Below are 17,717 nucleotides of genomic sequence, written 5' to 3' on the forward strand. Positions count from 1 at the left end.
ATACTCAGGAATTAATCCGGAGTTGATGGAGCAGTTCATCGCGTCGCTGGAGCAGGCGCGGAAAGTGATCGGTGAGGAGACCGCCAGAGTTCTGAACCTGCTCTCCTCGGTGGACGCCGACCGGTCCGCGGCGCTGCCGATCCGCGAGATCGAAGGCTGGCTGGACCAGGAGATCCCGCGGCTGCGCAAGCGCAACCAGATGATCCAGGAATCCGACTCCCTGGCGGACTGGGCCCCGGGCCTGACGGGTCTGGGCCCGCCGGGACCCACGCCGTCGCCCGGGGGACTCATGGCGTTCGACGAGAGGGACCTCGCGACGCACACCCTCGCCAACGACGAGGGCAAAAAGCTCGCGGAGACCCTCGTTCGGCTGTCGGGGACGGGTCCGCACTCCTCCGGGAACGACTACGACCGGGCCTTCGCGCAGCTCGCCGACCGGCGCGGGGACGCCGACTTCACCGCCGGCGTCTTCGCCGCCCTCGGCCCCAAGGGCGCGGCGGCCGTTCTTCGGGAGCTGAATCACTACCGTGGCGAGTCCGCGCGGAAACATTGGAAGACCATGGGCGAGGCTCTCGCCGCGGCGGTGGCCCGGCGGCCGAAGTCGCTCGGCCCGGCCTGGGAGCCGGAGAACCTCGGAAAAGCGCAGGGAGCCGACCTGGGCCTGCTGCTCGGTCACGGCAGGTTCCCCACCGGATGGCTTACCGAGGTGGTCCGTCCCCGCGTGCGGAAATCCCCCGGGGACGAGGTTCTCGCGCGCTGGACCGCCGACCTGAGCCACTTCCTGTCCGCCCTGGCCAACAATCCGGAAACGGCCAGGGCCCTGTTCAACGACCTGCCGCGCGAGGAACTGCGGGACCTGTTCTCCGAACTCAACGCGGAGGTCTCGCTCTATCCCAATGAGTACGACCCGATCGCCTTCGACCTGGAGGCGGAGTTCGGCCGGATGCTCGCCGCCGGAGCCGGCGTCTTCGAGAAGCGCTCTCCGGGGCCGGGGGCGGTGCGATTCGCCTTCAACGCCATGACGACCATGGGAGATCTCCGGACCGGAGCGGACTTCCGCAATCCGGAGGGGCAGCCGATGGATGTGGCGAAGGGCGCGAGAGTCTTCCTGTCAATGCTCGCGGGGGCCTACGCCGCCGAGATGATGGAGGGAGCCAGCTTCCGGGACGCCAACCGAACCAAGGACAGTGTTTTCGAGAAGACAGACACACTCATCCTCGGGCTCAGCCCAAAGTTCGTCCTCAGCCCCGGCGACACCTATCGATTCATGAAGACATTCGCCGACTCCGCAGAGCATATGAAGCCGTTCGAGGAAGGGATGGGGAAGTTCGCCAGGCATCTTATGGACTCGGCCGCAGTCAAAGACCAGGGGAAAAACGTCGAATACCTGGGACGCGCCTTTATCGGAATGGGCTACCTGGCGGGAATGCAGATCGCTGCTACAAACGAAGCCCAAGGAAAGATGGACGAATACGACCAGAAAGCAAGGGACCGGATCTTCTTCCTGCTGGGGTTGGGGGTCGATGCCACAGGATTCGGCGCCGCCGGGTTGGGCCTCTTGGAGGAATCGTTCCAAGATTTCATCTGGTTGATGATCAGCAAGTCCACTACCGAGACCATCGACTCCTACAAGGACATCGACGGAACCCGCCTGGACAAGCTCAAGGAGACCAATCGCCTGGCCACTCTGGGCAGCGAGTACTGGATATTCCATGAGCTGAGACGCTACGGGTTCTCGTACAAGGTGCCTCCCACCGATCCCGCCTTCAGCCAGCCACCCATCACCGGAGCTGACGGGACCCTCCTCCCCTTCAGCATGTTGGCGAAGGACCCGAAAGCGTTGAAGAACCTTGCGGACTGGCTTATCAGTAACGGTTCGGGGAGCGGAGACAAGAGCACAGCCGGAGAGGCCGCAGCGGAGATCGACATTCTCTTTACCGGAGCAAAAGGAAAAACCAGGGATAATCCTGCGCCGTGGGGATGACAGCGATGTCAGGAATTCTTTAGACATTCGGTTTCCCCAGCGAGAGCGAAATTCTTGTCCTTGGGGGACGTGGTCACCACCCTAACATACGACTCCGTCTTAACGAGTTCGTCACGTGGTGTCGCCGGATCAGCGGAAACAACTTTATAGCCTCGCTTGATCAATCCACCGGCCAACATATTGAGCGTGCTCACCGGATCATCCAAGCTGTATGTACTTACTCCGATAACGCCGTATGTTCGCCTAGATTTTCCTTCCCCGCAGGGAATGTTCCTGCCACCTTCATTCGTCACTTTGACATCCTTCGCATGGATCAGCTTCATCAGCCAGTCGATGTCGGCCTTCAAGGTCACCTCGGCCTGGGCCACCGTCGGTCCCGGAAGATCGGAGGAACACGCCCCCAGAGCCAGAATCCCCAGAGCGACGATCACAGCCGACCTAATAACGGCGGAAGCAAGGTGTGCCACAGAACTCTCCGTCCATATCGGCCGACATCCCCAGCTCCAATGATGTCTGATGGTCGAGCATTTCCTGGGAAAAGCGCCAGAACACATCAGGCCGGGATGGCCAGCGAACGCAACCGTTCGTCCAGGTCCTGGACATACCTGTTGCCCTCCCACGGTGCGAGCCGAGCACGAGTCTGCTGCACGGAGTGAACCAAACGAGCGGAACTGTGCCCCACGACGGCCTGCGCAGCCTTGTCAATCATGGTGGCGGCCGCCGGGATCTCCTGCTTCTTGATCAGCACGGTCGCATATTCGAGCTGAAGGATGCTTTTAACCAGGACAGAACCAGGCCCCATCTTCGCGAGCCTTTGCTCTACTTCGACTATCGCCCGATCGAACTGTCCTGCCTTGATGAGGCAGAACACGGCGTGGCGAGCGATACGGTCCGGCTCAAGCCAGAAAAGGTGCTGGAGTTCTGCTCCGTTCCGGCTTCCGCCTGCCAGCCTGACGGCATGGTCGAGCATCCGGAGCCCTTCCCCCGAGCGCTGCGAGTTCGAGAGCACCCGGGCGACTATGGAGAAGGTCGCTGCCTGCTGCAGGGCGTTGCCACTGTTCTTGGCCCATCCCTCGGCCGCGAAGGCATGATCTATCGCCATGGTTGGCTTGCCTTGAAAAATCGCCATGTCAGCCATCAGCCCATGCAGATGAGCCAGGAGAGCAGGAGTACCCAGCTCGTAACCCGCAGCCAGCCCTTCCTGGTAGCGACGGGCGGCATTTGTGTAATCCATCAGGTCGTAGTGGCACCAGCCCGTCAGGTGGCTCAGGCTCCAGTAGAGGCGTAGCAGGCGCTCGCGCAGGGACGGGGTGAGGGAGCCCCGTTTTAGGATGTCGTCGACCATGACGCGCTTGGCCTCGGCTATCGGCAGGACCCGCTGAGGGCCAGACGCCTCGTCCATGGCCCACAGGCGGGCGGTGAGCCGTTCCAGCACGTCGATGGTGGCCGCGTCGATCGGGCCTCGGTGGCGTGCGGCCACGGCCAGGCGTTCCCGTTCCTGCGGGGTGAGGTGGCGCAGCAGGCCCAGGGCAGGCGTCCCGCCCAGGACCAGGGCCAGTTCGAAGAGCAGCTCGCGGCGTTTCACGTCGGCCTCCTCTGCGCCGACCGCGCGCAGCAGGTCGGCACAGCGGGCGGGCGCGGGCACGGGAACGAGTGGGGAAAGTGCCTCTGTTCCCTTGGTGCCCGGGATGGCCGGTGCGGACACCTCGCGGCGGTAGTGCGCGTCGAGGTGGCGGTGATCCGTCTGGTCGATCAGGTCGCGGTCCCGCACTCCGTACGAGGCGTAGACCTCGTCGGTGACCAGGCGGCGGGCGGTGGTCTGGTAGACGCGGGCGAAGATGGCGACCGCCGCAGCACCGGGACGCCGCCCGGCCTGCGGCCAGGCCTCGTAGTCGTAGAAGCGCGCAGCCCGCAGGGTGGCGGTGCCCGCCGGGTCGAGGTCGTTGTAGGCCGCCACCACATCACCCGCCGTACGGCCGTGCGCGTAGCGATACAGCCGCAGCGGGCTGACCGCATGATCGAGGGCGAACACGCCGGCGATCTGGTCGAACGTGAGGCGACAGGCCCGCAGCGCCTCACTACGCCGCCTGCACCCCAGCAGGATCCGGTATCCCTCTCCGGGCATCCTCAACTCCCTTCCCCGAGCACACACGGATCGTATGCCGATGGTCACGGAGAATGACAGTCCGGCGGAGAAGTGGGGATCTTCGACCGTCAGAGGCGATGTTCTCGCAGGTCAGCGGCGACATTCACGGAGTATCTCGCCGCCGGAGGCTCGGAGGGCTACCGCGCGGGAGGGCCGGACCACTGTTCTGCCAACGATTTTTCCCTGACCAGGAGACCAGGAGAGCACGCATGACCGCTACCCACGACGGCGTGGCCCCGGAGCTGATCGACGCGATGGTACGGCTCCGCCCCGGCGGCCTGACCTGGCGGCGGACCTTCCCCGGCCGCCCCGTCCAGGTTCCCGAGGCCCGGCGCTTCGTCCGGTTCCTGCTGGCCGACTCGCCCTTCTGTCAGGACGCGGAGCAGATCGTCGCCGAACTCGCCGCCAACGCCGTCCGGCACACCGCCAGCGGGGGGCCGTACGGCACGTTCGTCGTCGAGGTCGTCCGCAGGCCCGAGGTCACCCGGGTGACGGTCTACGACTCCGGCCGGGGCTCCGTCCCCGCCATCGTCCACCCCGCCCTCCTCGGCGAGGACGGCCGGGGACTCCCCCTGGTCACCGCCCTGGCCTCCCAGGTCGGCTGCCGGGGCAGCCAATCCCACGGCCACGCCGTCTGGGCCCAACTCACCGCCGCAAAGTTCCCTACCTCTCCCGAGCGCTCATGATGAGCGGGCCGTCATGAGCGCTAGACGGAAGTAAAACCAAGTGCCGCGGCTGCCTCGCTCTGGGCGTTGCCATGGCTGGCGAAGCCGAGCTTGTCTCCCGGATCTTCCAGTAGCGGGACGGCCGCCAACTCCGCGACGGCGAGGTGAATCGCGTCAAGCGCGCGAAGGGCATGGGTGTAGACGATCTCCGTGGCTCGTTGCTCCACGGTGTTGCGAGGAGCGGTCAGCAACGTGACGGGACCGTCCTCTCCAAGGTCTGCCGCCAGTACGGCAAGCCTGGTGTCCAGTTCCGTCAGCCGCCTGGCACGAGAGGCGCGCACCAGCACACCGGTCACCTCCACCACCGTCAAGGTGCTGGTGACAAGCAGATGCTCGGGGTTTTCGAGAAGTTCCCTGGCGCGGCCGTGACCCGGTTCGTCGTGGAGGTAAGCGCAGGCCAGAACCGAGGAGTCGACGTAGGTGAGCACGATGGTCAGCGGCCCTCGGCCCAGAGGTCGTCGAGAAGCGGGCCGATGCCCCTGGTGGCGGCAAGTGCGCGTTCACGGTCGGCTTCGGTCACCGGAGGAGCCGGGGGACGCTCGGCGAGCACGCCGAGCCGACGAGCACGTGCACGAAGCTCCGCCCGGGCATCCAGCACCTCGTCGGACACGCCGTGGGCGAGGATCTCCCCGGCGGTGGCATTGATGGAACGGCCGGTACGGCGAGCCCTCCGGGTTATCCGTCGATGTAGATCGTCATCGATTCGAAGAAGTAGTTGCTTCACACTCCAATGATATCAATCGAAGCCCCAAAATGATATCATTTTCTGCCGAGAACACGACGGCCCCCGTGAACGAGCGTTCACGGGGGCCGTCGTGGAACGTGCGGGTCAGAGACCGGCGGCGGCGCGCAGGGAGTCCGCGCGGTCGGTGGACTCCCAGGAGAAGCCCTCGCGACCGAAGTGACCGTAGGCGGAGGTGCCCGAGTAGATCGGGCGGAGCAGGTCGAGGTCGCGGATGATCGCGGCCGGGCGCAGGTCGAAGACCTTGACCACGGCTTCCTGGATCTTGCTGATCTCGATCTTCTCGGTGCCGAAGGTCTCGACGAACACGCCGACCGGGTGCGCCTTGCCGATGGCGTAGGCGACCTGGACCTCGGCGCGGTCGGCCAGACCGGCGGCCACGATGTTCTTGGCGACCCAGCGCATCGCGTAGGCGGCCGAGCGGTCGACCTTGGACGGGTCCTTGCCGGAGAAGGCGCCACCACCGTGACGGGACATGCCGCCGTAGGTGTCAACGATGATCTTGCGACCGGTCAGGCCGGCGTCGCCCATCGGGCCGCCGATCTCGAAGCGGCCGGTCGGGTTGACCAGCAGGCGGTAGCCCTCGGTGTCGATCTCCAGACCGGCCAGGACCGGGTCGACCACGTGCTCCTTGATGTCGGGAGCGAGCATCTCCTTGAGGTCGATCTCGGCCGCGTGCTGGGTGGAGACGACCACGGTGTCGAGCCGGACCGGCTTGTCGCCGTCGTACTCGACGGTGACCTGGGTCTTGCCGTCGGGGCGCAGGTAGGGCACCGTGCCGTCCTTGCGGACCTGCGACAGGCGCTCGGCCAGGCGGTGCGCCAGCTGGATCGGCAGCGGCATCAGCTCGGGGGTCTCGCGGCAGGCGTAACCGAACATCAGGCCCTGGTCACCGGCGCCCTGGCGGTCCAGCTCGTCGCCCGCCTCGCCCTCGCGGTTCTCGTAGGCGTCGTCGACGCCCTGGGCGATGTCGGGCGACTGCGCACCGATGGACACCGACACGCCACAGGAGGCGCCGTCGAAGCCCTTGTGCGAGGCGTCGTAACCGATCTCAAGGATCTTCTCCCGGATGAGACCGGGAATGTCGACATAGGTCTCCGTCGTCACCTCTCCGGCGACGTGGACCTGACCGGTGGTGATCAGCGTCTCGACCGCGACACGGCTCTTGGGGTCACCCTTGAGCATGGCGTCGAGAATCGCGTCACTGATCTGGTCGGCGATCTTGTCCGGGTGGCCCTCTGTGACCGACTCGGAGGTGAACAGGCGACGGGACAAGTCAGTGGCTCCTCATGCAGCGGCTGCTGGCGTCTGGGGCTCTGGCATCGGCAGGACACCAGTAGCGCTCCGGCGAATTCTAGCCCCACCTGATGCGGGGCCGCGAAACCGTCTCAGGTCGTGTCACCTTAAATGTTCAAATCATGTAGTGGAAGAGCTGCGGGTTCACCGGAATCCGTGGCGGGGAAACCCAGCTGCCACGACGTGCGGCGGGACACGTTCCGGAAGCCGCCCCAAAAGGTCCGGAGCCCGCGAGATCCCCGGCTCCCGCGCTCATCCACATCTCGCGGGCGGGATGCGCAGCCCCCGGATCCCCGGGGACTCACAGATCGGGCAGCGGGTCGGGCGGCAGCGTCTCCGGGGCGAAGACCTCGGCGTCGGCGGCGGAGATCACCGCGGCGTACTCCTCCTCGATCTCGAACACCATGCCGCCGAGCTCGATGGCCGCGCCCGCGGAGAACTCCAGCGGGCCGAGCCGGGTGCGCCGGGTGTGGGTGGCGTACACCGAGGTCGGCGCGTCGCGGTCGAAGAACTTGGTGGAGAGCAGGTAGATGGTCCGGTCAGTGATCACGATGAGGAAGGTCGCCATGCCCGGGGTGCCCACCGACAGGGCCGGCAGCACATAGTGGATCTCCTCCCCCGGAGGAAGCAGCGCTCGGCATCGTGCCCTGACCGCGGCGGCGACAGGCATGATCCAAACCCCTCCCGGCTGCGATGTGGCAGGGCTCTGGGAGGCAGTATCCGCCGTGAGCCGGGCTACGGCAAGTGGTCAGGCCAGGCGCGCGGCGACGAGGTCCCAGACCACGTCGGCAAGGGCCTCCTTGGGGCCGCGCGGGATGTCGACCTGCTCCCCGTCGGCGAGGAGGACCACTGCCGCGTTGTCGGGGGTGCCGAAGGCGAGATCGTCGCCGACCTGGTTGACGACGAGCAGATCGCAGCCCTTGCGGGCGAGCTTGGCCCGCCCGTTGGCGAGGACGTCGTCGGTCTCGGCCGCGAATCCCGCGATCACCCGGGGGTACGGCTTGAGCCCTGCACGGCGCCGTTCCCCCAACTCCGCAAGAATGTCCGGATTTTTCACCAGATGAATGGCGTCGGGCTCGTCGGCGGTCTTCTTGATCTTCGACCCGCTCCGCGCCGAGGGCCGGAAGTCGGCGACGGCGGCGGCCATGACCACGGCGTCGGCGTCCTGCACCGCCTCCAGTACGGCGTCGCGCAATTCCAGGGCCGAGGTGACCCGGACCACCTTGACCCCCGCGGGGTCGGGCAGGGCGACGTTGGCGGCCACCAGGGTGACCTCGGCCCCCCGGGCGACGGCCGTGCGGGCCAGGGCGTAACCCTGCAGCCCCGAGGAACGGTTGCCGATGAAACGGACCGGGTCGATGGCCTCGCGGGTGCCGCCCGCGGAGATCACCAGGCGACGGCCCGCCAGGTCCGCGGGGCGCCCGGAGAGGACGCCGCGGCAGACCTCGAAGATCTCCTTCGGGTCCGGCAGACGGCCGGGACCCGTGTCGGCCCCGGTCAGGCGGCCCACCGCGGGATCGACGACGATCGAGCCGCGCTCGCGAAGCGTGGCCACGTTCGCGCGGGTCGCGGGGTGCTCCCACATCTCGGTGTGCATCGCGGGGGCGAACACCACCGGGCAGCGCGCGGTGAGCAGGGTGTTGGTCAGCAGGTCGCCGGCCAGCCCGTGGGCGGCCTTGGCGAGCACGTCGGCGGTGGCCGGCGCGACGACCACTAGGTCGGCGCCCTGCCCGATGCGGACGTGCGGCACCTCGTGCACCGACTCCCAGACGTCGGTCGTGACCGGGTTGCCGGACAGCGCGGCCCAGGTCGGCTCACCGACGAAGCGGAGCGCCTCCCTGGTCGGGACCACCCGCACCTCGTGGCCGGACTCGGTGAACAGGCGCAGCAGCTCGCACGCCTTGTAGGCGGCGATGCCCGCGCTCACACCGAGGACGACCCTCGGCCTGCGGGGAACCACGGAGGTCGGCATCGAGGTGGGTCAGCCCTCGATCGGCTCGGAGGTGAGCAGGCCCTCGCTGACCTCGCGCAGCGCGATGGAGAGCGGCTTCTCCTGCGCGTGGGTCTCGACGAGCGGGCCGACGTACTCGAGCAGGCCCTCGCCGAGCTGGGAGTAGTAGGCGTTGATCTGACGCGCCCGCTTGGAGCCGAAGATCACGAGACTGTACTTGCTGTCGACGATGTCGAGCAGGGCGTCGATCGACGGGTTGGTGATGCCTTCGGAGTAGGCGGCGCTGGTTGCCACGTGTGATTTCCCCTAGCTAGGTGAACGTCCGAGGCGTGAACCCTCGGGAGCATCAGCCAACAAGGCTATCAGCCGATGACACACATCCTGGACTGACGTGTTGACGAGCGTCAGGTCGAACTCCCGTTCGGCCGCCATCTCGATCCGGCCGGCCGCCAGGCGGCGGGCGATGACGTCCTCGGGCTCGGTGCCCCTGCCGCGCAGCCGCTTCTCCAGCTCCTCCCAGGTCGGGGGGGCCAGGAAGACCAGCAGGGCCTCGGGCATGGTCGCCCGGACCTGCCTGGCGCCCTGGAGGTCGATCTCCAGCAGCGTGGGCACCCCGGCGGCGAGTTTCTCGAGCACCGGGCCGCGCGGCGTTCCGTACCGGTTCCCGGCGAACTCGGCCCACTCAAGCAGCTCGCCGGAGGCGGCGAGGCGGTCGAACTCCTCGTCGTCGGCGAAGAAGTACTCAACCCCGTGGGTCTCCCCGGGACGGGGTTTCCTGGTGGTCACCGAGACCGACAGCCACACCTCCGGGTGTGCCCGCCGAAGCTCGGCGACGACCGTGGACTTGCCGACGCCCGACGGCCCGGACAGGACCGTCAGACGCCTACCGGCCGGGAGTCCGGCGAGGGCTCGCGCCCCCTTCGGACCTCCGGCCGAGGATGTGGAGCGACCGGCTCCGCCCTCGGCGGTTGCCTCCGGAGCCCGGCTCTCGCCGGACCGCGACGTTCCGGTCACTCCAAACCCCCCGTGATGCTGTCCCCATATGGGGTGAACGTGGTCGTATGAACCGAGATTAGCTCTCGGCCCCGCCGAACTCACGCTCGAGCGAAGCCCGCTGGTTCGTACCCAGGCCCCGCACACGGCGGGACTCGGCGATGCCAAGCCGCTCCATGAGCTGCTTGGCGCGAACCTTGCCCACGCCGGGGAGCGACTCAAGAAGGGCCGAAACCTTCATCTTGCCGATGACGTCGTCGGCCTGCCCGTCTTTGAGCACCTCAGCCAGAGAGACCGCACCGTGCTTCAGGCGGTTCTTCACCTCGGCACGCTCTCGGCGGGCCTTGGCAGCCTTCTCTAGGGCTGCGGCGCGCTGCTCAGGGGTTAGGGGAGGAAGAGCCACGCCGGGTCACCTCGAATTTCCTGTCGATGTACTCGGACGGGAAGGGAAACTAGCTGGTCATGGCGCTTCAAGCAACGTCAAGACCACTTTATCCCCCTAGAAAATCTACTTCGTGACTTTCCGTGCTCACGATATCGCCCTGTGTGGACAAAACTACGCTCAACGCCGAGTTTTCCGGGCTTGCGTCATGCGCCGTGTCCGGTGGCCGCGGAGGTGCGCCGGAGGGCCGCGGCGATGCCCGCGGCCGTCGCGCCGGGGTCGGCGGAGCCGGTGATCGGGCGGCCGATCACGAGAAGATCCGCCCCGTCGGCGAAAGCCCGCTCGGGAGTCGCTACTCTTGCTTGATCCTGACTTTCGGCGCCGGCGGGGCGGACGCCGGGGGTGATGAGCGTGATGTCGGGCCCGACCTCGGCACGCACCGCGGCCACCTCGCGCGGCGAGCAGACGAGGGCCTGGGCGCCCGCGGCGACGGCCATGGCCGACAGGCGGCGCACGGCGTCCTCGGCGGGACCCCTGACGCCCATCTGCTCCAGATCGGCCTCCGAGAGCGACGTGAGCAACGTCACCGCCGCGATCTGGGTGTGGGGCACGGCCTCCACCGCCGCCCGGATCATCGCGGGGCCGCCGGTGGCGTGGACCGTCAGGATGGCGGGCTTGAGCCTGGCCACGGCCCTGGCGGCGCCCGCGACGGTGTTGGGGATGTCGTGGAGTTTGAGGTCGAGGAAGACCTGTACCCCGCTCGCTCCCCGGACCGAGGCGATCACGTCGGGGCCGTAGCGGAGGTAGAGTTCCAGCCCGACCTTGACCGTGGTGACGTGTGGGGTGACCAGGCTGGCCCAGTGAGCCGCGGTCTCAAGGTCTGGCGCGTCCAGGGCGACGGCGATGGGTGCGGGCGTCACAGGGAACTCTCCTCAAGGTCTATCCGGTGCCGGGTGGACGCCCCCGGCGGGCGGTGTGCCAGCCCGACCGCGTCGGCCAGCCGGTGGAACCCCCGGGCCGCCAGGATCTCCTCAAGCTCGCGGAGGATGCGCAGGCAGGCGTAGGGGTCGTGGAACAGCGCGGTCCCCACCGCGACGACGCAGGCTCCGGCGAGGATGAACTCGAAGGCGTCCCTGCCGGTCAGCACGCCGCCCATGCCGATGATGGGCACGCTGGGCAGGGCCGCGTGGACCTGCCACACGCAGCGTACGGCCAGTGGCCTGACCGCGGGGCCCGACAGGCCGCCGGTGACCGCGGCGAGCACGGGCCGCATGGCCTCGGTGTCGATGCTCATGCCGAGCGGATTGTTGATCATCGACAGGGCGTCGGCGCCGCCGTCCACGCACGCGCGGGCCACGCTCACGATGTCCATGACGTCCGGGGAGAGCTTGGCCACCACGGGCACGTCGTAGCGCATCACCGAGCGCACCGAGGCGATCACCTCGGCGGAGGCCGCGCCGTCGCGGGCGAAGACCCGGCCCCGGTCCTCGATGTTGGGGCACGACAGGTTGACCTCCACGGCGGTGACCCCGGGCGCGTCGGTGAGCCTGCGGGCCAGCGCGGTGTACTCGGCCACGGTGCCGCCACCGATGGACACCACGGTCCGCACGCCCCGCTGGGCCAGCCAGGGCAGCTCACGCTCCAGGAAGGCGTCCACACCCGGCCCCTGGAGCCCGACGGCGTTGAGCATGCCCGAGGGCGTCTCGGCCATCCTGGGGGTCGGGCGGCCCGCCCTGGGGGCCATCGTGATCGACCGGGTGGTCAGCGCGCCGATCCGGGCGAGGTCGAAGAACTGAGCGAGCTCGGAGCCGGACGCCGCGCACCCGGCGGCCGTGGTGACGGGGTTGACCAGTTCCACGTGCCCCAGGTACGTCCGCATGTCAACCGGCATTCCGTGTTCCTCCACCGGGCGCTCCCAGCGCGTCGAACGGGATCGTCCCGACGTCGTCGAAGCGGACGCGCTCGCCCCTGAAGACCGGTCCTTCGACGCACGAGCGCACCATCCGGGTCACCCCGTCGTCCCCGATGACCGGCAGCACGCACGTCATGCACACGCCGATCCCGCACGCCATCCGCTCCTCGACCGCCACCTGGACGGGGATGTCGAACTCGACGGCCACCGTGGTGACGCCGTGCAGCATCGGCATCGGGCCGCAGGCGTAGACCGCGTCGGCCCGTACGTCGGCGATCACGCCGGGCAGCACGTCGGTCACCCGGCCGCGCATGCCCAGGGAGCCGTCCTCGGTGGTCAGCGTGGTCGTCTCCCCCATCCTCCTGGCCCGCAGGGCGCCGAACACCCGGTCGGCCGAGGCCGCGCCGAGCACGAAGTCGACGCGGCAACCACGCCGCTGGAGGGCGTCGGCCACGGTGAACAGCGTCGCCGAGCCGTGCTCGGCGCCGACCAGGACGCAGGTCACCGGGTCTCTGGGCAGCGGGAACGGGCGGCCGAGCGGACCCACCAGGTCGAGGGTGTCGCGGGCGCGCCGGTCGGCCAGCCAGGCCGTGCCCGGCCCGCTCACCGAGAAGACGAACTCGACGGTACCCCCGTAGTCGGGCTTGACGTCGTGGACGAAGAAGGCACGGCGCGTCAGCATCGACGTCTGCGTCCCGCCCACGGCCACCCCGACGAAGTGGCCGGGCCGGAAGCGCTCGGCGATGCCGGGCGCCACCACGGTGAGCGCATGGTAGGCGTCGACGCGGCGCGTCGTCAGCACCGTGCCTGTCACCTGCACCGGAGTAACAGGCGTCTTCCTCACCTCCGCTGGGGCGCCGGCCTCACTCCTCAACCGCTCCGCAACCGCTTCGCGTGCTCCTGGAGGGACCGTACGCCGATGTCGCCGCGGACGATCGCCTGGATGCCCTGCACCGCCGCGGCCAGGCCCTGGACCGTGGTGATGCAGGGGATGGCGCGCAGCACCGCGGCGGTGCGGATCTCGTAGCCGTCCAGGCGGGGTCCCGACTGTCCGGGGCTACCGAAGGGGGTGTTGACGATGAGATCCACCTCCCCGTCCAGGATGTGCCGGACGATGGTCTGCTCGCCCGCGGGACCGACTCCCTCGCTGTGCTTGCGCACGATCTTGGCACGGACACCGTTGCGGCGCAGGACTTCGGCGGTGCCCTCGGTGGCGAGGATCTCGAAGCCGAGGTCGGCGAGGGCCTTGACCGGGAAGATCATGGCGCGTTTGTCGCGGTTGGCGACCGAGACGAACGCCCGCCCCTTGGTGGGCAGCGAGCCGTACGCGGCGGCCTGCGACTTGGCGTAGGCGGTGCCGAAGAACTCGTCGATGCCCATGACCTCGCCGGTGGAGCGCATCTCGGGGCTGAGCACGATGTCCACGCCGCGGAACCGGTTGAAGGGCAGCACGGCCTCCTTGACCGCGATGGGCGCGTCCAGCGGCATGGTGCCGCCGTCACCGCTCTCCGGCAGCAGGCCCTCGGCGCGCAGTTCGGCCACCGTGGCGCCCATCATCACCCGGGCCGCCGCCTTGGCCAGCGGCACCGCCGTGGCCTTGGAGACGAACGGGACGGTACGGCTGGCGCGGGGGTTGGCCTCCAGCACGTACAGGATGTTGGCCGACATGGCGTACTGCACGTTGAGCAGGCCGCGCACGCCCACGCCCCTGGCGATCGCCTCGGTGGCGGCGCGGATGCGCTTGATGTCGTAGCTTCCCAGTGTCATCGGCGGCAGTGAGCACGCCGAGTCGCCGGAATGGATGCCGGCCTCCTCGATGTGCTCCATCACCCCGCCGAGGTAGAGCTCCTCACCATCGAAGAGCGCGTCGACGTCGATCTCCACGGCCTCGTCGAGGAACTTGTCCACCAGCACCGGGTGGTCACTGGCCGCGCCCGCCTTGTCCATGTAGGCGGTCAGGGTCTCGTCGTCGTAGACGATGGCCATGCCCGCGCCGCCCAGCACGTAGGAGGGGCGCACCAGCACCGGGTAGCCGATCTCCTCGGCGATGGCCAGCGCCTCGTCGGAGGTCACCGCCACGCCGTGCTTGGGGGCGGGCAGGCCCGCCTCGGCGAGGACCCGGCCGAACGCGCCGCGCTCCTCTGCGAGGTGGATCGACTCGGGCGAGGTGCCGACGATCGGGACACCGGCGTCCTTGAGCGCCTGGGCCAGACCGAGCGGGGTCTGGCCGCCGAGCTGGACGATGACACCCACGACGGGGCCGGTCTGCTGCTCGGCGTGGACGACCTCCAGGACGTCCTCCAGGGTGAGCGGCTCGAAATAGAGGCGGTCGGAGGTGTCGTAGTCGGTGGAGACCGTCTCGGGGTTGCAGTTGACCATGACGGTCTCGTAGCCGGCCGCCGACAGCTCGAAGGAGGCGTGCACGCACGCGTAGTCGAACTCGATGCCCTGGCCGATCCTGTTGGGCCCCGAACCGAGGATGAGGACCTTGGGGCGCTCCCCGTAGGGGACCTCGGTCTCCTCGTCGTAGGTGGAGTACAGGTAGGGGGTCTGGGCGGCGAACTCGGCGGCGCAGGTGTCGACGGTGTTGTAGACCGGGCGGACGCCGAGCGCGTGGCGCAGGTCGCGCACCCGCGACTCGGTCATGTCGCGCAGCTCGGCGATCTGCGCGTCGCTGAAGCCGTACCGCTTGACCCTGGTCAGTACCTCGGCGGTCAGCTGCGGCACCTCGCGCAGCTCGGCGGCCATCTCGTCGATCGCGATCAGCTGGTCGACGAACCACGGATCGACATGGGTGGCCTCGAACAGCTCCTCAGCCGTGGCACCGGCGCGGATGGCCTGCTGCATGGTGAACAGGCGCCCGTCGTGCGGGATGCGGCAGGCGGCCAGGAGCTCGTCCCTGTCGCCCGGATCGCCCGCCCAGGTGAAGGAGGCGCCCTTCTTCTCCAGCGAGCGCAGCGCCTTCTGCAGGGCCTCGGGGAAGGACCGGCCGATCGCCATGGCCTCGCCGACCGACTTCATGTGGGTGGTCAGGGTCGCGTCGGCCCCGGAGAACTTCTCGAACGCGAACCGGGGCACCTTGACCACGATGTAGTCCAGCGAGGGCTCGAACGACGCCGGGGTCACCTTCGTGATGTCGTTGGGGATCTCGTCCAGCGTGTAGCCGATGGCGAGCTTCGCGGCGATCTTCGCGATCGGGAAGCCGGTGGCCTTGGAGGCGAGCGCCGAGGAGCGCGAGACACGCGGGTTCATCTCGATGACGACCATGCGGCCGGTGCGCGGCTCGACGGCGAACTGGATGTTGCAGCCGCCGGTGTCGACGCCGACCTCGCGGATGACCGCGATGGCCACGTCGCGCATGTTCTGGTACTCGCGGTCGGTCAGGGTCAGCGCGGGGGCCACGGTGACGCTGTCGCCGGTGTGCACGCCCATCGGGTCGATGTTCTCGATCGAGCAGACGATCACCACGTTGTCCGCCCGGTCGCGCATGACCTCCAGCTCGTACTCCTTCCAGCCGAGGATGGACTCCTCAAGGAGCACCTCGGTGGTCGGCGAGGCGTCGAGGCCCGCCCCGGCGATGCGGCGCAGCCCCTCCTCGTCGTGCGCGAAACCGGAGCCGACCCCGCCCATGGTGAAGGAGGGCCGCACCACCAGCGGGTAGCCCAGCTCTCCTGCGGCGGCCAGGCACTCGTCCATGGTGTGGCAGACGGACGAGCGGGCCGACTCGGCGTTGAGGCCGTACTCCTCGGCGACCTTGGCCACGATGCCCTTGAACAGCTCGCGGTTCTCGCCCGCCTGAATGGCGTCGACGTCGGCGCCGATCAGCTCGACCTCGTAGCGCTCCAGGACGCCGGCCTCGTACAGGGAGATCGCGGTGTTCAGCGCGGTCTGCCCACCCAGGGTGGGCAGCAGCGCGTCGGGCCGCTCCTTGGCGATGATCTTCTCGACGATCTCGGGGGTGATGGGCTCGACATAGGTGGCGTCGGCGAACTCGGGGTCGGTCATGATGGTCGCCGGGTTGCTGTTGACGAGGATCACGCGGAAGCCCTCGGCACGCAGCACGCGGCAGGCCTGGGTACCCGAGTAGTCGAACTCGCATGCCTGGCCGATCACGATCGGTCCTGAGCCGATCACCATGATCGACTGGATGTCCGTGCGCTTAGGCACCCTTGCTTCCCTCCGTACCCATGGTCGCGTCCGGCTCCTCGCCGGCTCCGCGGAGGACTCGTCCCTCGTCCGCCACTCCGCCCGCTCGTTCCCCGGACCGCTCCGTGCTCTTGGTCGCGTCCGGCTCCGCGCCGGCTCCGCGGAGGACTCGTCCCTCGTCCGCCACTCCGCCCGCTCGTTCCCCGGACCGCTCCGTGCTCTTGATCGTCCCGTTGACCGTTCCCCGCTCTCCCGCCATCAACGCGCAGAAGTCGTCGAACAGGCCCGCGGAGTCGTGCGGGCCGGCCGCGGCCTCCGGGTGGTACTGGACGCTGAAGGCCGGGCGGTCCAGCAGTCGCAGCCCCTCGACGCAGTCGTCGTTGAGGTTGACGTGGCTGACCTCCGCCGGGCCGTACGGCGTGTCGAACACGCCCTCCAGCGGGGCCCGCACCGCGAAACCGTGGTTGTGCGCGGAGATCTCCACCTTGCCGGTGCCCCGGTGCTGTACCGGCTGGTTGACACCTCGGTGGCCGTAACGCAACTTGTAGGTGCCCAGCCCCAGGGCACGCCCGAAGAGCTGGTTTCCGAAGCAGATGCCGAAGAACGGGACACCCGCGTCGAGGACCCCGCGAAGCGCCTTGACCGGTCCGTCGGCGGTGGCGGGGTCACCGGGGCCGTTGGAGAAGAACACCCCGTCCGGGCCGAGCGCGAGGATCTCCTCCGCGCTGGCCGAGGCCGGCAGCACGTGCACCTCGCAGCCGCGCTCGGCCATCCGGTGCGGCGTCATCGCCTTGATCCCGAGGTCGACCGCGGCCACGGTGAACCGCCGCGTGCCGATCGCGGGCACCACGTACGGCTTGGCGGTGGAGACCTCTCCTGCCAGATCGGCGCCTTCCATCGCGGGGCTGCCCAGCACCCGCTCCAGCAGTTCCTCGACCGGCGCCAGGGCCTTGCCGGAGAAGACCCCGGCCCGCATCGCCCCCCGCTCCCGCAGGTGACGGGTCAGGGCGCGGGTGCCGGGAATGGCGATGCCGACGACGCCCTGCTCCCTGAGGTAGTCGTCCAGGGAACGGTTGGAGCGCCAGTTGGAGGCCACCCGGGCCGGCTCGCGGACCACGTAACCGGCCACCCACACCCGCGAGGACTCCGGGTCCTCGTCGTTGATCCCGGTGTTCCCGATGTGCGGCGCGGTCATCGCGACGATCTGGCGGTGGTACGACGGATCGGTCAGCGTCTCCTGGTAGCCGGTCATCCCCGTGTTGAAGACCATCTCGCCGAAGGTCTCGCCCTCGGCGCCGTAGGGGGTCCCGTGGAAGACACGTCCATCTTCCAGCACTAGCACTGCGGTCACTCACACACCCCGATCATCTCGGCTACAGCTCCGCAAAGTATGAAATATCTGGCACATTGATTCGTCGCCGCACCGAGCGGGACGCCCCC

The 17,717-nt window shown here is 68.5% G+C and carries 16 protein-coding genes and 1 pseudogene; 2 read left to right on the forward strand and 15 right to left on the reverse strand.

Annotated features, from left to right (window positions below; all coding sequences use genetic code 11):
* Positions 1-25 precede the first annotated feature (25 nt).
* Positions 26-1,984, forward strand: coding sequence for a hypothetical protein (locus IG98_RS0111785; RefSeq protein WP_030909963.1), 1,959 nt, complete (start codon positions 26-28; stop codon positions 1,982-1,984).
* 8 nt (positions 1,985-1,992) lie between these two features.
* Here the strand turns inward: IG98_RS0111785 and IG98_RS50385 are convergent, their stop codons facing one another.
* Positions 1,993-2,415, reverse strand: a complete 423-nt coding sequence (locus IG98_RS50385) for a hypothetical protein (protein ID WP_157594288.1) — start codon at positions 2,413-2,415, stop codon at positions 1,993-1,995.
* Positions 2,416-2,537: 122 nt separating this feature from the next.
* Positions 2,538-4,109, reverse strand: a complete 1,572-nt coding sequence (locus IG98_RS0111790; RefSeq protein WP_030909966.1) for an NsdA family TPR-like regulatory protein — start codon at positions 4,107-4,109, stop codon at positions 2,538-2,540.
* A gap of 230 nt (positions 4,110-4,339) precedes the next feature.
* Here IG98_RS0111790 and IG98_RS0111795 point away from each other — a divergent pair, with 230 nt between their 5' ends.
* Positions 4,340-4,816, forward strand: a complete 477-nt coding sequence (locus tag IG98_RS0111795) for an ATP-binding protein (RefSeq protein ID WP_051752012.1) — start codon at positions 4,340-4,342, stop codon at positions 4,814-4,816.
* Positions 4,817-4,836: 20 nt separating this feature from the next.
* Here the strand turns inward: IG98_RS0111795 and IG98_RS0111800 are convergent, their stop codons facing one another.
* The 13 genes and pseudogenes from IG98_RS0111800 to carA form a co-directional block, all read right to left on the reverse strand.
* Complete coding sequence (locus tag IG98_RS0111800) at positions 4,837-5,283, reverse strand: type II toxin-antitoxin system VapC family toxin (RefSeq protein WP_030909971.1); 447 nt, start codon at positions 5,281-5,283, stop codon at positions 4,837-4,839.
* A gap of 5 nt (positions 5,284-5,288) precedes the next feature.
* Positions 5,289-5,579, reverse strand: coding sequence for a FitA-like ribbon-helix-helix domain-containing protein (locus tag IG98_RS50390; protein WP_157594289.1), 291 nt, complete (start codon positions 5,577-5,579; stop codon positions 5,289-5,291).
* 105 nt (positions 5,580-5,684) lie between these two features.
* Positions 5,685-6,872, reverse strand: coding sequence for a methionine adenosyltransferase (gene metK, locus IG98_RS0111810; RefSeq protein ID WP_030909973.1), 1,188 nt, complete (start codon positions 6,870-6,872; stop codon positions 5,685-5,687).
* A 322-nt stretch (positions 6,873-7,194) separates the two neighbouring features.
* Entirely contained in the window at positions 7,195-7,563 is a 369-nt protein-coding gene (locus tag IG98_RS0111815) for a hypothetical protein (RefSeq protein ID WP_030909976.1), read from the reverse strand.
* 78 nt (positions 7,564-7,641) lie between these two features.
* Complete coding sequence (gene coaBC, locus IG98_RS0111820; protein ID WP_030909979.1) at positions 7,642-8,865, reverse strand: bifunctional phosphopantothenoylcysteine decarboxylase/phosphopantothenate--cysteine ligase CoaBC; 1,224 nt, start codon at positions 8,863-8,865, stop codon at positions 7,642-7,644.
* A 9-nt stretch (positions 8,866-8,874) separates the two neighbouring features.
* On the reverse strand, positions 8,875-9,138 hold the full coding sequence (rpoZ, locus tag IG98_RS0111825; RefSeq protein WP_030909981.1) for a DNA-directed RNA polymerase subunit omega: 264 nt from the start codon (positions 9,136-9,138) through the stop codon (positions 8,875-8,877).
* 12 nt (positions 9,139-9,150) lie between these two features.
* Positions 9,151-9,723: a guanylate kinase gene (gene gmk / locus IG98_RS0111830; RefSeq protein ID WP_051752025.1), complete on the reverse strand. Its 573-nt coding sequence runs from the start codon at positions 9,721-9,723 to the stop codon at positions 9,151-9,153.
* A gap of 193 nt (positions 9,724-9,916) precedes the next feature.
* A complete protein-coding gene (mihF, locus tag IG98_RS0111835) occupies positions 9,917-10,240 on the reverse strand; it encodes an integration host factor, actinobacterial type (protein WP_030909986.1) in 324 nt (107 codons plus the stop codon).
* Positions 10,241-10,425: 185 nt separating this feature from the next.
* Positions 10,426-11,139, reverse strand: a complete 714-nt coding sequence (pyrF, locus tag IG98_RS0111840; protein ID WP_030909989.1) for an orotidine-5'-phosphate decarboxylase — start codon at positions 11,137-11,139, stop codon at positions 10,426-10,428.
* Positions 11,136-12,110 carry a dihydroorotate dehydrogenase gene (locus IG98_RS0111845; protein ID WP_030909991.1) on the reverse strand — a complete coding sequence of 325 codons (975 nt, stop codon included), beginning with the start codon at positions 12,108-12,110 and terminating at the stop codon, positions 11,136-11,138. The genes pyrF and IG98_RS0111845 overlap by 4 nt, the downstream gene beginning before the upstream one ends.
* Positions 12,100-12,951 (reverse strand): dihydroorotate dehydrogenase electron transfer subunit, encoded by an 852-nt coding sequence (locus IG98_RS0111850; protein WP_030909995.1) that lies wholly within the window; start codon positions 12,949-12,951, stop codon positions 12,100-12,102. The genes IG98_RS0111845 and IG98_RS0111850 overlap by 11 nt, the downstream gene beginning before the upstream one ends.
* Positions 12,952-13,001: 50 nt before the next feature.
* Positions 13,002-16,298, reverse strand: coding sequence for a carbamoyl-phosphate synthase large subunit (gene carB / locus IG98_RS0111855; RefSeq protein WP_030909998.1), 3,297 nt, complete (start codon positions 16,296-16,298; stop codon positions 13,002-13,004).
* Positions 16,299-16,524: 226 nt separating this feature from the next.
* Positions 16,525-17,628, reverse strand: a pseudogene (gene carA / locus IG98_RS0111860) (glutamine-hydrolyzing carbamoyl-phosphate synthase small subunit); the annotation flags it as partial.
* Positions 17,629-17,717 lie beyond the last annotated feature (89 nt).

It is taken from the genome of Streptosporangium amethystogenes (assembly GCF_000721075.1).
Classification (GTDB): domain Bacteria; phylum Actinomycetota; class Actinomycetes; order Streptosporangiales; family Streptosporangiaceae; genus Streptosporangium; species Streptosporangium amethystogenes.